At 62.9% G+C, this 15,315-nt stretch carries 14 protein-coding genes; 1 reads left to right on the forward strand and 13 read right to left on the reverse strand.

Annotated elements, in window-relative coordinates:
* Positions 1 to 81: 81 nt before the first annotated feature.
* Genes infB through rimP form a run of 4 tightly spaced genes read right to left on the reverse strand, consistent with a single transcriptional unit; the run spans position 82 to position 5,624 of the window.
* Positions 82 to 2,646: a translation initiation factor IF-2 gene (gene infB, locus ASD99_RS07320; RefSeq protein WP_056584871.1), complete on the reverse strand. Its 2,565-nt coding sequence runs from the start codon at positions 2,644 to 2,646 to the stop codon at positions 82 to 84.
* A complete protein-coding gene (locus tag ASD99_RS07325) occupies positions 2,643 to 3,293 on the reverse strand; it encodes an RNA-binding protein (protein ID WP_056584947.1) in 651 nt (216 codons plus the stop codon). Before ASD99_RS07325 ends, infB begins: the two co-directional genes overlap by 4 nt.
* Before the next feature lie 38 nt (positions 3,294 to 3,331).
* Positions 3,332 to 4,927: a transcription termination factor NusA gene (gene nusA / locus ASD99_RS07330; protein ID WP_056584870.1), complete on the reverse strand. Its 1,596-nt coding sequence runs from the start codon at positions 4,925 to 4,927 to the stop codon at positions 3,332 to 3,334.
* A 49-nt stretch (positions 4,928 to 4,976) separates the two neighbouring features.
* Positions 4,977 to 5,624, reverse strand: a complete 648-nt coding sequence (gene rimP, locus ASD99_RS07335) for a ribosome maturation factor RimP (RefSeq protein WP_056584868.1) — start codon at positions 5,622 to 5,624, stop codon at positions 4,977 to 4,979.
* A 281-nt stretch (positions 5,625 to 5,905) separates the two neighbouring features.
* Between rimP and ASD99_RS31875 the strand changes: the two genes are divergently transcribed.
* Entirely contained in the window at positions 5,906 to 6,076 is a 171-nt protein-coding gene (locus tag ASD99_RS31875) for a hypothetical protein (protein WP_162252233.1), read from the forward strand.
* A gap of 164 nt (positions 6,077 to 6,240) precedes the next feature.
* Here the strand turns inward: ASD99_RS31875 and trmB are convergent, their stop codons facing one another.
* The 9 genes from trmB to miaB form a co-directional block, all read right to left on the reverse strand.
* Positions 6,241 to 6,942 (reverse strand): tRNA (guanine(46)-N(7))-methyltransferase TrmB, encoded by a 702-nt coding sequence (gene trmB / locus ASD99_RS07340; RefSeq protein WP_056584866.1) that lies wholly within the window; start codon positions 6,940 to 6,942, stop codon positions 6,241 to 6,243.
* A gap of 23 nt (positions 6,943 to 6,965) precedes the next feature.
* Positions 6,966 to 8,231, reverse strand: a complete 1,266-nt coding sequence (gene metK, locus ASD99_RS07345) for a methionine adenosyltransferase (RefSeq protein WP_056584863.1) — start codon at positions 8,229 to 8,231, stop codon at positions 6,966 to 6,968.
* 169 nt (positions 8,232 to 8,400) lie between these two features.
* Entirely contained in the window at positions 8,401 to 8,820 is a 420-nt protein-coding gene (locus tag ASD99_RS07350) for a helix-turn-helix domain-containing protein (protein WP_056584860.1), read from the reverse strand.
* Positions 8,821 to 8,958: 138 nt separating this feature from the next.
* Positions 8,959 to 10,551 carry an apolipoprotein N-acyltransferase gene (gene lnt / locus ASD99_RS07355; protein WP_057143131.1) on the reverse strand — a complete coding sequence of 531 codons (1,593 nt, stop codon included), beginning with the start codon at positions 10,549 to 10,551 and terminating at the stop codon, positions 8,959 to 8,961.
* A 102-nt stretch (positions 10,552 to 10,653) separates the two neighbouring features.
* Entirely contained in the window at positions 10,654 to 11,124 is a 471-nt protein-coding gene (locus ASD99_RS07360) for a VOC family protein (RefSeq protein ID WP_057143132.1), read from the reverse strand.
* 72 nt (positions 11,125 to 11,196) lie between these two features.
* Positions 11,197 to 12,279, reverse strand: a complete 1,083-nt coding sequence (locus ASD99_RS07365) for a hemolysin family protein (protein WP_056584854.1) — start codon at positions 12,277 to 12,279, stop codon at positions 11,197 to 11,199.
* 28 nt (positions 12,280 to 12,307) lie between these two features.
* Positions 12,308 to 12,808: an rRNA maturation RNase YbeY gene (gene ybeY / locus ASD99_RS07370; protein WP_056584852.1), complete on the reverse strand. Its 501-nt coding sequence runs from the start codon at positions 12,806 to 12,808 to the stop codon at positions 12,308 to 12,310.
* Between the two features lie 18 nt (positions 12,809 to 12,826).
* Entirely contained in the window at positions 12,827 to 13,819 is a 993-nt protein-coding gene (locus ASD99_RS07375) for a PhoH family protein (RefSeq protein ID WP_023758127.1), read from the reverse strand.
* Positions 13,820 to 13,903: 84 nt separating this feature from the next.
* Positions 13,904 to 15,265, reverse strand: coding sequence for a tRNA (N6-isopentenyl adenosine(37)-C2)-methylthiotransferase MiaB (miaB, locus tag ASD99_RS07380; protein ID WP_413813921.1), 1,362 nt, complete (start codon positions 15,263 to 15,265; stop codon positions 13,904 to 13,906).
* Positions 15,266 to 15,315 lie beyond the last annotated feature (50 nt).

Below are 15,315 nucleotides of genomic sequence, written 5' to 3' on the forward strand. Positions count from 1 at the left end.
CATGTCTCATATGGGCCATTCTCAATAGACCTTGGGCGGCGGCCTTTCGGCCACCGCCCGGTATGGACAAGTCACTCGAACTCAGAGTGTCCGGGTCACCATCTCGACGCGGAAGCACTCGATGACGTCGCCGACGCGCATGTCCTCGTAGTTCTGGAAGGCCATGCCGCACTCCTGGCCGCCGGGGACTTCCGAAACTTCGTCCTTGAAGCGCTTCAGCGTCTTCAGCGTGCCTTCGTGGATGACGACGTTGTCGCGGATCAGGCGCACGCCCGCGCCACGCTCGACCTTGCCTTCGGTGACACGGCAGCCGGCAATCTTGCCGACCTTGGTGATGTCGAAGATCTCAAGGATCTGCGCATTGCCGATGAAGGTCTCGCGACGCTCCGGCGACAGAAGGCCCGACAGAGCCGCCTTCACGTCATCCACAAGGTTGTAGATGATCGAGTAATAGCGGATCTCGATGCCCGCCGCCGCTGCAGCGGCACGCGCCTGGACGTTGGCGCGGACGTTGAAGCCTATGATCGCCGCACCCGAAGTCTCCGCCAGCGACACGTCGCTTTCGGTGATGGCGCCGGCGCCGGCATGGACGATGCGCGCACGCACTTCGTCGGTGCCGAGCTTGTCGAGCGCCGCATTGATCGCTTCGATCGAGCCTTGCACGTCGCCCTTGATGACCAACGGGAATTCCTTCAGCCCGCTCGTCTGCAATTGCGACATCATCTGCTCGAGCGACCCACGCTGGCCGGCATGCTTGGCAACCGCCTTCTCGCGCGCCAGACGCTGGCGATATTCGGTGATCTCGCGGGCACGGGCCTCGTTGTTGACCACGGCGAAGCGGTCGCCGGCCTGCGGAGTGCCCTGCAAGCCAAGCACTTCGACCGGCATCGCCGGCGGCGCTTCCTTGATCTGCGTGCCACGATCGTTGACCAGCGCGCGCACCCGGCCCCATTCGTTGCCAGCAACAAGGATGTCACCCGGCATCAGCGTGCCGGTCTGCACCAGAACGGTGGCAACGGGACCACGGCCCTTGTCGAGCTGGGCTTCGATGACGACACCCTCGGCGGTACGATCCGGATTGGCCTTCAGGTCGAGAATTTCGGCCTGCAGCAGGATCGCTTCGAGCAGCTTGTCGAGATTGGTGCCCTTGGTCGCCGACACTTCGACGTCCAGAACTTCACCACCCATGGATTCGACGAAGACCTCGTGGCGCAGCAGTTCGGAACGCACCTTCTGCGGATCGGCATCATGCTTGTCGATCTTGTTGATCGCCACGATGATCGGAACTCCGGCCGCCTTGGCATGGCTGATCGATTCGATCGTCTGCGGCATGACGCTGTCATCGGCCGCAACCACCAGAATGGCAATGTCGGTCGCCTGGGCGCCCCGAGCACGCATCGCCGTGAAGGCGGCGTGGCCAGGCGTGTCGATGAAGGTGATCTTGTGACCATTCTTCTCGACCTGGTAAGCGCCGATATGCTGGGTGATGCCACCGGCTTCACCGGAGACGACATTGGCGTTGCGGATGGCGTCGAGCAGCGAGGTCTTGCCGTGATCGACGTGGCCCATGATCGTCACGACAGGCGGACGAGACACCAGGTCCTCGGCATTGTCGGCGATGTTGAACAGGCCTTCCTCGATGTCGGACTCGGCGACGCGGCGAACCGTATGCCCGAATTCGGTGGCGACCAGTTCTGCCGTATCGGCGTCGATGACGTCGCCTGGCTTCAGGATCTGGCCCTGCTTCATGAAGAACTTGACCAGGTCGACCGCACGCTCGGACATGCGTTGCGCCAGTTCCTGGATGGTGATGGTCTCGGGCAGGATCACTTCGCGCATGACTTTCTCGCGCGGCTCATTATGCATCGCGCGCTTGAATTTTTCCTGGCGGCGACGCATCGACGACAGCGAACGGGCTCGCGCGTCTTCGTCGGACAATGCTGAATTCAGCGTCAGCTTGCCACGGCGGCGGTCTTCCTCGCTCTTGGTCGGCTTGGCCGGACGCGCCACTTCGGGCGTGACCGGACGGCGCACCGGTGCGGCGGCACCAATCCGCTTCGGCTTGACCTCTTCCTCGTCGTCGACTGTTGCCAGTTCGGCGGTCAGCGGCGCGCGGCGGCGTGCCTCTTCCTCGGCCCGACGGCGAGACTCGGCCTCGGTCTGCAACCGCGCCTCTTCCTCGGCCTGGCGGCGTGCGGATTCATCGCGTTCGCGCTTGCGGCGCTCTTCGTCCTCGGCACGGCGCTTGGCGTCCTCGGCGGCGCGCTGGCGATCCTCGACCTCGCGCACCTTGGAGCCTTCAAGCGCCCTGCGGCGCGCTTCCATTTCACTGCGCGACAGCTCGTTCAGCACCATGCCGCTCCGTTCGACCGGGGCCGGCGGCGGCGGCGCCTTCGGTGCTTCCTGCACAACGGGCGCGGCCACAACCGGCGGCTTCGGTGTGAAGACGGGGGCGGCAACCGGCTCCGGCTTGTCGCCGGGCATCGAGAACTTGCGCTTCTTGGTTTCGACGACGACCTGCTTGGTGCGGCCGTGCGAGAAGTTCTGGCGCACAGTGCCCTGTTCCATACCGGGGCGCTTTAGCGTCAAGGTCTTCTTCGGCGTCACACTCAGCGTATTGTCGTCACCCGATTTCGTATCGCTCATTCCATATCCTCTGCGGCATCATCTTCGTCAGCAACAGCCGCAAGCATTGCCAGATCGTCCGGGGAACCGCCCCGATACCGGTCGAGCGCAACCATGCGCTTCTGGACCGCCCTGCCCGCGTCTCCCGCGAGAACGGCAGCATGTATCACATTTGTACCCCCCAATGCCAAGCTCAACTCGGCCTCGGAGAAAAGTTTGTAGGCAAGGATGGCGGGCCCGCCGAGATGGACTGTCGCCCGTCGCGCCTGGCTGATCTTGCGCACGCCGTCGTCGGACGCCTCGATCGCGTGAAGCACGAAAAGCGCCAATCCGCTACGCACCGCGCTCTCGACCTTGGTAGCACCAAGCGAAATTGCGCCTGCCTTGCGGGCAAGACCAAGCATGCCCAGAGCGTGTCTGGAAAGCAGCCCGTCGACCATGCCGCCAAGATCGGGCGGCACAACCACCTGTGCCTTGAAGGCGCGGGCAAAGAGGTTCTTCGCCGCAGCCTTGTCGATATGTAGGCGGTCGGCGCTCACCCAGCAACCGCGGCCGGGCAGATTTCTCTTGATGTCGGGAACGACGGCCGAATCCGGGCCGACGACGAAACGGATCAGTTCATCCGGTTCGGCTTGTTTGCGCGTAACGATGCAGGTGCGATCGTTCATCTCGTCCAAGGGCGGGTTCGGTGCGATGCGGTTTCACCTCACGCACCAACGGCTTCGTCAGCCGAGACTTCTTCGGCCGCAAGCTCGTCTTCGGTGATCCAGCCGGCCTTGAGGCGGGCAGCCAGAACCATCTGCTCGGCATCGGCACGCGCGACGCCGTGATTGGCCAGCACGCCGGGGAATACCTTGGTTTCGCCGTCCTTGCGTTCCTTCCAGCCGGTGAGGTCGTCGGCGGCATAGCCGGCGAAGTCCTCGATCGTCTTCACGCCGTCTTCGCCGAGCGTCACCATCATGGCAGTGGTGATGCCGGGGATTTCGCGCAATTCGTCCGAGACGCCGAGCGCCTTGCGCTTGTCGTCGTGCTCGGCCTCGATCTTCTCCAGATATTCGCGGGCGCGGGTCTGGATTTCCGAAGCGGTGTCTTCGTCGAAACCGTCGATCGAGGCGATCTCGCCGGAATCGACATAAGCGACTTCCTCGACGCTGGTGAAGCCTTCGGACGCGAGCACCTGGCCGACCATCTCGTCGACGTCGAGGGCTTCCATGAACAGCGACGAACGCTCGACGAATTCCTTCTGGCGACGCTCGGATTCTTCGGCCTCGGTCAGGATGTCGATATCCCAGCCGGTCAGCTGCGAAGCGAGCCGCACGTTCTGGCCGCGGCGGCCGATGGCCAGCGACAGCTGGTCGTCGGGAACCACGACTTCGATGCGTTCGGCATCCTCGTCGAGCACGACCTTGGCGACTTCCGCCGGCTGCAGCGCGTTGACGATGAAGGACGCGGCCGAAGGCGACCACGGAATGATGTCGATCTTCTCGCCCTGCAATTCGCCGACGACGGCCTGGACGCGGCTGCCGCGCATACCAACGCAGGCGCCGACAGGATCGATCGAGCTATCGCGCGAGATGACGGCGATCTTGGCGCGCGAACCCGGGTCGCGGGCGACCGCCTTGATCTCGATGATGCCGTCATAGATTTCCGGCACTTCCATGGTGAACAGTTTGGCCATGAACTGCGGATGGGTTCGCGACAGGAAGATCTGCGGGCCGCGCTGCTCACGGCGCACGTCGTAAACGTAGGCGCGGACGCGGTCGCCGTATTTGTAGTTTTCGCGCGGGATCAGTTCGTCGCGACGGATGATCGCCTCGCCGCGGCCGAGATCGACGATGACGTTGCCGTATTCGACGCGCTTGACGGTGCCGTTGACGATTTCGCCGATGCGGTCCTTGTATTCGTCATACTGGCGATCGCGTTCGGCCTCGCGCACCTTCTGCACGATGACCTGCTTGGCCGACTGGGCCGCGATGCGGCCGAAATCCATCGGCGGCAGCTGTTCGGCGATGAAATCGCCGAGCTGGGCATCGGGATTGCGCTCGCGGGCCGAAGAAATGGCGATCTGCGTGGCGTAGTCGTCGACCTTCTCGACCACTTCCATCAGCCGCTGCAGCTTCATCTCGCCGGTGTTCGGGTTGATGTCGGCGCGGATGTTGGTCTCCTGGCCATAACGCGAGCGCGCCGCTTTCTGGATCGCGTCGGCCATGGCGGCGATGACGATCGACTTGTCGATCGACTTTTCACGCGCAACCGCGTCGGCGATCTGCAGCAGTTCAAGTCTGTTGGCGCTTACAACCATCGTTTTTCTCCCGAGCCTGTTTGCCGGACCTTTGCGCCCGGCAGCTCAATCATAGTTCCTGTTCGTGTTCTTCCGTGGCGTCCGCGTCCGCACCCTCGGGCGCATCGTCGTCCGGTTCGCCGCGACGTTTTTTGGCTTCCTTGCGCGCCCTGTTGTCCTTCGACAGGGCGTCGCGGATGAGATCGTCGGTCAGGATCAGGCGCGTTTCGGAAATCGCGTCATAGGGAACCCGCACCGTCGGCTCCTCGCCATAGGCGGCCTTTTCGCGCTCGATCAGCACATCGTCTTCACCGGCCTCGACTATCTTGCCCTTGAACCGCTTGCGGTCCGCAACGACGATCGATGTTTCCATCTTGACCAGATGACCCGTCCAGGTCGTGAAATCCGATTTGCGGACCAGCGGCCGGTCGATGCCGGGCGACGAGACTTCAAGGTGATAGGCCTTTTCGATCGGATCATCGACGTCGAGCGCCGGCGACACCGCGCGGCTGACCTCTTCGCAATCCTCGACGGTCATGGTGCCGTCCTCGCGCTCGGCCATGATCTGCAGCGTCAGCCCGTTCTGGCCCGACAGATGCACCCGCACGAGGCGGAAGCCGATGCCACGCAGGACCGGCTGGACGATCAGCGCGATGCGCGCATCGATGCCGCTTTCGCGGATGATGCGATCGTCGCCCTCGTTTGCCGTTGCAGTCATTGAGACCCTGTCGTTCTACCCGAAGTTATCGGCAGGTAATAAAAAAGAGCGGGACCGGGTGGACCCACTCTTCGTCATACCGACCAAGAATTTGAGGCTGATATAAACGATCATGGCCGGTGTTTCAAGCCCGCCGTGCCGGCCGAACAAAAGCCGTGCAGCGCCAGTGTTGCGCCAGACGCATGACCTCCATGCGGCAAAACCCCTGTGAGCTTTGCCGTTGTATCCCCATCTATGGTGCGTCGCACAAAGATGATTGCACGACACAGCACCGAAAGGGCATGACCATGACCAACCGCAAGATCTTATCCGCCATAGGCGAACTTTTCACGACATTTGGCAGTGCGGTCGCTGCCTCGCGTGCCGTGGAAGCGGGCCGCAAGCCGCGCGCCGACGACTTGCGCAAGCTCGGAATGGATCCAGCTGTATTCAACAGGATTGGCCGTTTCTGAATTTGGCGAGTGGATGATACTCGCCTTTGCAACGGTCCGAGACCAGAGCAGTTCACCGTTTCACGGAAACGGCGAACCGCTCTAACTCTTTGTTTTGACCCAATCCCCGACGGAAAACAGTTTCATACTTTTCCTGGAATTGCTCTCGTGCGCCGTGAGCGGGCCTATGTTCTGACAAAAGTGAGATAGGCCGGGCGCCGCCCCTCACGAATGGCCTTCGCCTCATAACGCGTCCCCGGCCAGCCGGCATAAGGCCGGTGCCAGTCCGCCGCCTCCGAAGCCTGCCATGCGAATGCGCCATGCGCACGGCAATGCAGCAGGGTCCAGTTGACATAGGTGTCGATATCGGACGCAAAGCGGAATTTTGAACCAGGCTTCAGCACACGCGCGAACCGCTCGAGATTGACCGGGCTGACGAAGCGCCGCTTCCAGTGTTTCTTCTTCGGCCAGGGATCGGGATAGAGCAGATCGATGCCGTCGAGCGAGGCTTGCGGCAGCCAGTCGAGCAGCCGGGTGGCGTCGTCGTCATAAACCCGCAGATTGGCGAGCGGTTTCTCCCGCACCGCCATCATCATCTTGGCCATGCCGTTGACGAAGGGCTCGACGCCGATAAAGCCGATCGAAGGCGCCTCGGTCGCGCGATGCAGGAGATGCTCGCCGCCGCCGAAGCCGATCTCGAGGCGAATCGCGCAAACGTTGGCATCAAACAGGGTGTGCAGATCAGCCGGCGGTTCGGCCGCCAGATCGAGCCGGTATGTGCCGAAGCCGCTTTCCAATGCGGCCGCCTGCTGCGGACGCATGGTCTTGCCGCGCCGGCGACCGAAGAAGGCTTCGGTCGCGCGGCTTGGTCTGTCCTTCGGGTCCATGGCGGGACTTTGCGGCGCCGCTATCAGGCGGCGACCGCGTCCCTGAGCGCCTTGGCGAGATCGGTCTTTTCCCAGGAGAAAGACCCGTCGCGGCCGGCCTTGCGGCCGAAATGGCCGTAGGACGACGTCTTGGCGTAGATCGGCTTATTGAGATCGAGATGGCGGCGGATGCCGGATGGCGACAGATCCATCACCGTGCGCAGCGCCTCCTCGAGCTTTGCCTCGTCGACCTTGCCGGTGCCGTGCAGGTCGACATAGACCGACAACGGCTGGGCAACGCCGATGGCGTAGGAAAGCTGGATGGTGCAGCGGTCGGCGAGTTTCGCCGCCACGACGTTCTTGGCCAGATAGCGCGCCGCATAGGCCGCCGAACGATCGACCTTGGTGGTGTCCTTGCCGGAGAAGGCGCCGCCGCCATGCGGTGCGGCACCACCATAGGTGTCGACGATGATCTTGCGGCCGGTCAGCCCGGCGTCACCGTCCGGTCCGCCAATGACAAACTTGCCGGTCGGATTGATGTACCACATGCAGTTGTCGGCGATCTTCAGTTCGCCCAGCGCCTCGCGGATATAGGGTTCGACAACCTTGCGAACCTTCTTCGAATCCCAGCTCGCATCGAGATGCTGGGTGGACAGCACGATCTGCGTCGCCTCGGCGGCCTTGCCGTCGACATAGCGAACGGTGACCTGGCTCTTGGCGTCCGGCCCGAGCTTGCCAGCTTCACCGCTGCCCTCGTGACGGGCGGCAGCCAGCAGTTCGAGGATCTTGTGGCTGTAGTAAATCGGCGCCGGCATCAGATCCGGCGTCTCGCGGCAGGCATAACCGAACATGATGCCCTGATCGCCGGCACCCTCTTCGCCCTGACGGTCGGAGGCGTTGTCGACGCCCTGGCCGATATCCGGCGACTGGCCATGCAGCAGGACCTCGATCTTCGCCGTTTTCCAGTGGAAGCCGGCCTGCTCATAGCCGATTTCGCGGATCGCCTTGCGGGCGACCGACTTGAACTTGGCCGGATTGACGACCGGATGGCCGGCGGCATCCTTGAGAATATTGCCGGCCTTGTCCTTCTTCAGCAGGGTCTCGGGGACGCGCACCTCGCCGGCGATGACGACACGGTTGGTGGTGGCCAGCGTCTCGCAGGCGACACGGACTTTCCACGGGTCCATCCCGGTTTTCTTGGCTTCGCGATAGACCAGATCGACGATCTCGTCGGAGATCCGGTCACAGACTTTATCGGGGTGGCCCTCGGCAACGGATTCCGAGGTAAAGAAGTAGTTCTGCCGCGTCACGGGTGTCCCCTCTTGAAAAACGATCGGCAGGCTGCCGATTTTGGCGCGCCACGTGTTAGCGGGGCGAAGCGCCGCTCGTCAAGCGGTGCTTCGGTTCTGGCATGAATGTCGATGCAGTTATCTTGTGCCACTGGCGGCAAGGCGCCGCCGGTTCAAGCGCGATTGCGGATCAGTCGGCATCGTCAGTGGAGAGGGACTTGACCAGATCTATGATCCTGCGGCGCACCTTGGCGTCGGCGATTTTGACAAAGGCCCTGTTGAGCTGAAGACCTTCGGGGCTGCCGCAGAATTCGACGGCGAAAGCCATCGACGCATCCTCGGCAAACCCACGGCCCGCCACGGGCTCCTGGCCGGGCGCATCCTCGAAAAAGAAGGCGACAGGCACGCCGAGTATGGATGCGATCGCCTGCAGACGGCTGGCGCCGACGCGGTTGGTGCCCTTTTCATATTTCTGAATCTGTTGAAATGTGATACCGAGATTTTCTCCGAGCTTTTCCTGGCTCATTCCCAGCATGTTGCGGCGAAGCCGGATGCGACTGCCGACATGGATATCGATCGGATTCGGTTTCTTCTTGTTGTCTTCTGTCATTTTTTCCTCGCCGAATTTTTTCGGCTTCTCTATTTTTTCCTGCCCAAACGACGCCGGAGGCAACTGCCCCAACAGAACGATCCACCGACTTCGAGAAATTTCAGGCGCTTACAGTATGAGTTTCTAATGTGTGGGCTGTCAATTCGCCCGTAGCCTCTGCCTTACGTTCAACAGCACTGCCACAACGGCAAACAGCAACATGATCAGCATTCCGTTAATGCGCCGTTGGCCGGGAGATATGAGCGCCTGTCCGGAAATCGGTACATGCACATCGATGGCGCCGCGCGCGTCGATCGCCAGCGCATCAACGATGCGGCCGCGCGGGTCAACGACGGCCGAAATGCCGTTGTTGGCAGCACGCACCAATGGCAATCCATTTTCCACCGCACGGATCTGGGCCTGCCTGAAATGCTGATACGGACCCGGCGTGTCGCCGAACCACGCATCATTGGTAACGTTCACAATAAGCTGTGCTGACGTTGCGTCAACTGCCACCAGATCGGGAAAGATCACCTCGTAACAGATAAATGGCAGTGCGAGGATGCCGTCAGGCAGGGTGATGGCGTGCCGTTCGTTGCCGGCCGCAAACGTCATCGGCCCGGCAACCAGCTGCTCGATGCCGAACCGCTCGAGCAGGTCGGAGAAAGGCAGGTATTCGCCGAACGGCACCAGATGAACCTTGTCGACAGCGTCGGTGATCTCACCCTTGTCGTCGATCGCCACCACGGAGTTGTAATAGCGGCTGTCGGCATTCGCGGCCGAGCCGCCTTCCTCGCGGACGACGCCGGCGATCAGCATCTGGCCGGGTCCGAGCATGTCACCCAGCGCCGTCAATGCGTCCGGACGCTCGGTGAAGAGGAACGGCACAGAGGTTTCGGGCCACAGGATCAGTTGCGGCTTTTCATGGCCAGGGTCCGGCGCCTTGGCCGACAGCCCCATCAAGGTGGTGAAGATGCGGTCGCGCACCGATGCGTCCCACTTTTCCGACAGGTCCACGGCCGGCTGGACGATGCGGACGTCCAGGCTGCGCGCCGCCGGCTTTTCGGCAGCGGCAAGCCTGACATAGCCGAAGCCGACATGGGTGGCGGCAAGCACGACAAACAGCGCCGCACCGAGGCGCAGATGCCGGCGTGCCGCCAGCAATGCCGGCAGGGCGAAGACGAACACCGCGAGCGCGTTCATGCCGATCATGCCGGTGACCGAAACGCTCTGCATCAGCAAAGGCACGGGCATGGCCGCATAGCCGATGGCATTCCAGGGAAACCCAGTGAACAGGAAGTCGCGCAGCCACTCCGCCAGCCCGAAGCCGAAGGCAAGGGCGGCGATACGGCCGATATCGTTGCTCCACAGCAGGCGGGCAACCATGGCCGCAAAGCCGTAGAAAAAGGCGAGCATGAAAGGAATGCCGACTACTGCGAAGGGAAGCGCCCAGGCAAAGCTGTCGGCCTCGACCAGCAGCGCCGAGCCGATCCACCAGAGGCCGGCAAGAAAATAGCCGAAGCCGAACCACCAGCCGACGGCGAAGGCCGGCCGCAGGCGCCGGAACAGGCTGGCCGAGGCTTCACCGGTGGCGCCGTCGATCAGCCAGACCAGCAGCGGAAACGAGATGAAACAGGCGGCGAAGAAATCGTAGGGCGCCTGCCCAAGCACTGCCAGGGCGCCTGCGAGAAACGCCACGAGCGCGCGCCGCCAACCCCAAAGCAGAATTATCCGGCCGGCCAGGCGCTCCATGCATACTTCCGAGTCGCGCGAATCAGGACGCAAGATTTAACAGGCCGCGGTCCACGCTCCAAACGCCGGATGGCCGGCCGTGATGCAAGCTCCGCCACCGCTCTACCGGTGCCAACCCTCGATTTGAACATCGCCCAGCGGCTCGGCCTCCTCGCGCGGAACCGAACGGATGGTCTGCGTGAAGGTCCAGACATGGCCCTCGGGATCGCGCGCCCGATACTGGTGCTCGCCGTAGAACTGATCCGTCGGCTCCTGGATCATATCAGCACCGGCGGCCCTACCATGCTCGCAATGTGCGTCGATGCTATCCTTCAGTCTGACATAGACCGATTGCATGTTCTTGCCCGAGACCGAAGCCGGGCTGGTGACATAATCGGCCCATTCGGAATCGACGATGATGTAGCAGTCGCCGAACCGCATCTCGGCGTGAACAAGTCTTCCCTCGGCATCGCGGACCACCATGCTGCGCGCGAAACCGAAGGCCGCTTCAAGCCAGGCCAGCGCGGCCCATGGATCCTTGTAGAACACACCGGACCCCAGGGTGGAGTGCTTGAAGGGGTCTTCGACCGTCATTCGTAAGCGCTTAGATCCTTGTTTTGTCGCATGAGGTTTATCGGAAAAGTCTGCAACTTTTCGGCATCATGCTTAAGCCTGCTCGGTGCGCGCGGCGCGCCGGCGGCGCTCGCCCTTCTGGCTCTGCACGATGCGCACGCGCTTGACGCGGCGCGGATCGGCGTCGAGCACGTGGAACTCGAAGCCGGGTATGGCCTGCACCACCTCGCCGCGGGCAGGGACGCGGCCAAGCGTGTTGAAGATCATGCCGCCGATGGTGTCGACATATTCGCCATGTTCACCGGCGGCGAAATCCTCGCCGATCATCTTGGCAACGTCGTCGATCTCGGCCTTGCCGTCGACGATGAACACGCCGTCACCGCTCTGGGTGATCATCGGCTCGTCTTCGTCATGCTCATCCTCGATGTCGCCGACCACCATCTCGACGATGTCCTCCAGCGAGGCAAGGCCGTCGGTGCCGCCATATTCATCAATGACCAGCGCCATCTGGGTGCGCGTCGTCTGCATGCGACCCATCAGGTCGGAGGCAAGCATAGACGGCGGCACGAACAGCACCGGGCGGATCAGGTTGAGGTCGCCGATGGTGCGTGCGAGGTCGACCTGGGCGAGGTCGAGAACCGTGGCGGCGGGGGTTTTCCTGGTCGTGCGGCCCTTCTTGACGCGTGCGATCTTGGTGATGTGGGCCAGCACGTCACGGATATGGACCATGCCGCGCGGATCATCGAGCGTCTCGGAATAGACCGGCATGCGCGAATGGCCGGATTGTTCGAAGGTGCCCAGGAGATCGCCGAGCGTCGTCGTGATCTCGACCCCCTGGATGTCGGCGCGCGGCACCATGACGTCCTCGACGCGCACCTCGCGCAGCCGCAGGATGTTGTTGAGCATGGCGCGTTCGCCGGGCGAGAAGGATTCGGCATCGCTCGTCGTCTCGGCAAGCGCGCCGGCGATTTCCTCACGCAGGCTGGTTCCATTGCGTTGCCGAAACAGGCCCAGAACGCGGTCGAACAGGGAGGGACCGGCAGGCGATGTTTCGCTGGCAACGCTGGCAGCGCCAGAGGTAACGGGACTCGGACTTGATCCCTCTTCCGAGGTATCGGAAGCCTTGGTCGCACTGCCGGCGTCGGGGCGGGCGGCAGTCTCTGGTTTGTCGTTCATCGTCGTCCGGTCAATTGATCAGAAGTAGTTACGCGTAGGGATCGGGAATGGCAAGCCTTGCGAGCGCTGCGCGTTCGATGGCTTCCATCGCCTCGGCCTCGGTGTCGGTCTCGTGATCGTAGCCCAGCAAGTGCAGCAGGCCATGGATGACGAGATGGGTGATATGGTTCTCGAGAGGCTTGTCTTCCAGTGCCGCTTCGCGCGTGACCGTCTCGGCGGCGAGCACGATATCGCCCAGCATCGGCGGCAGCGGGCCGCCTTGCACAAACGGAAAAGCCGGGAAAGACAAGACGTTGGTCGGTTTATCCTTGCCGCGCCAGCCGGCGTTGAGGGTCCGGATATGGGCGTCGTCGGAAAAAACGAGGCTGAGTTCGGAACGGCCCGCCGCGCCGGACTCGGCAAAAGCAGCCGCGACAGCGCGATCGACCAGCCGCGTCAGGCTTGCCTCATCGGGCCAGTTGCCCGCTTCGACAGATATATCGATGTCGACGGGAAGTGCCCCGTCGCCGGATATTATGTCCTCAGGCATGAAGCCGCATCGTCAAAATCAATTCTCGGCGCCGAGGCCGCGCGCCAGCTTGGCGTCCCGGTCGTAGGCCCTGACGATTTCCGCCACCAGCGGATGGCGAACCACGTCGCCATCGTTGAAGCGCACGGTGACCGCGCCTGCCACGCCGTCCAGCACCCGCAAAGCTTCGACCAGCCCCGATTTGGTGTTCGAGGGAAGGTCGATCTGGGTCGGATCGCCGGTGACGATCATGCGCGAGTTCTCGCCGAGACGGGTCAAGAACATCTTCATCTGCATCGGCGTGGTGTTCTGCGCCTCGTCAAGGATAACCGCGGCATGCGCCAGCGTGCGGCCACGCATGAAGGCGAGCGGCGCGATCTCGATGACTTCGGCGGCAATGGCGCGCTCGACCTTGTCGGCCGGCATCATGTCGTAAAGTGCATCGTAGAGCGGCCGCAGATAGGGATCGACCTTCTCCTTCATGTCGCCGGGCAGGAAGCCGAGCCGCTCGCCGGCCTCAACCGCCGGTCGCGAGAGAATGATGCGCTCAACCATACCGCGCTCGAGCAGCATCGCCGCATGCGCCACCGCCAGATAGGTCTTGCCGGTGCCGGCCGGGCCGATGCCGAACACCAGTTCTGACCGTTCCAACGCCCGCATATAGGCGTCCTGGTTGAGCGAGCGGGCATAGATCGTCTTCTTGCGGGTGGCGATCTGGGCGGCGGAGACCTTGCCCTTGCGCTCCAGAGTCGGCAGCGTCAGCTGATCGTCGGCGGCGATCGCCATGCGCACGGCGCCGTCGACGTCGGACTGGCCGATATCGACGCCCTTCTGGAGAATGCCGTAAAGATTGTCCAGGGCGCGGCGCGCCTGCTCGGCAGCCGACGCCGAACCCTTGATGGTAAGCTGGTTGCCGCGCGAGCGGATGTCGACGCCGAGCTTCTGCTCGAGCCGGGCGAGATTTTCGTCGAACTGACCGTAAAGGGCGCTGGCAAGCTTGTTGTTGTCGAAAGTCAGAACGATGTGCGCCATGTCAGAAGCCCCAGATGCCGGTACCGGGGGCAGGTTCTTCAGCTCTGCTGCGCTCAACCGTCTCTCCTCATCTGCCGAGACCCCTCAGGCCAATTCGGCGAACAGGCTGTTGTAACCTGTCTTCGTGATTCGCACCTGGATAATGTCACCGATTTCGCCGGCCTTTTCATCAACAATAACCGGCTGCAACCATGGCGAGCGGCCCACCTTCTGGCCAGCCTGACGGCCGGGCTTCTCGATCAGCGTGTCGATGGTGCTGCCGACGAGGCTCAAGCCGAAATCCTGCTGCTGCTTCAGAAGCAGGGCCTGCAGCCGTTGCAGGCGCTCATCCTTGACCTTTTCCGGCACATGATCGGACATTTCGGCGCCCGGCGTGCCGGGACGAGGTGAATATTTGAACGAGAAGGCCGAGGCGTAATTCACCTGGCGCACCAGTTCCATGGTCGCCTCGAAATCCACTTCTGTCTCACCGGGGAAGCCAACGATGAAATCACCGGAAAGCGCGATGTCAGGCCGGGCGGCGCGGATGCGGTCGAGCAGCGCCAGATAATCCTTCGCCGTGTGGCGGCGATTCATCGCCTTGAGGATGCGGTCGGAGCCTGATTGTACCGGCAGATGCAGATAGGGCATCAACGCCGGCAGATCGCGGTGGGCCAATATCAGCTCGTCATCCATGTCGCGCGGATGGCTGGTGGTGTAGCGCAGCCGCGCCAAGCCAGGAATTTCGGCGAGCCTGAACAGCAGGCGGCCGAGGCCCCACTCCTCGCCGTTCTCGCCCCGGCCATGCCAGGCATTGACGTTCTGGCCAAGCAGCGTCACTTCGCGCACGCCGGCTTCCGCCAGGCGCTCAGCCTCCGCAACAATCTGCGCCACCGGCCGGGAGATTTCGGAGCCTCTGGTGTAAGGCACGACGCAGAAGGTGCAGAACTTGTCGCAACCTTCCTGCACGGTGAGGAAGGCGGTGACACCACGCTTGATGACCTCGGCGCGCTTCGGCTGCGGCAGATGCTCGAACTTGTCCTCGATGGCGTAGTCGGTTTCGACGATCTTCTCGCCGCCGCGCACCCGCGCCAGCACGTCGGGCAGCCGGTGATAGGTCTGCGGGCCGATGACCAGGTCGACGGCCGGCGAACGGCGGATGATCTCGGCGCCTTCGGCCTGCGCCACGCAGCCGGCGACACCGACCAGCATCCCACGCCCGGCCAAGGCACGTTCGGCCTTCATATCGCGGATACGGCCGAGCTCGGAATAGACCTTTTCGGCCGCCTTCTCCCTGATGTGGCAGGTGTTGAGCAGCACCAGGTCGGCCTCGCCGATGGCATCGGTCGCGGAATAGCCGTCGGCGGCCAGCGCATCGGTCATGCGCTGTGAATCATAGACGTTCATCTGGCAGCCATAGGTCTTGATGAAGACCTTCCTGGTCGCTGCAGCCGGCGCGGCGGCCATCCCTTCGGCCGTGGCGGCGATGTCGTCACGCTCTATCGTGTTCAAGTCCA

The organism is Mesorhizobium sp. Root695 (genome assembly GCF_001428185.1).
GTDB lineage: Bacteria > Pseudomonadota > Alphaproteobacteria > Rhizobiales > Rhizobiaceae > Mesorhizobium.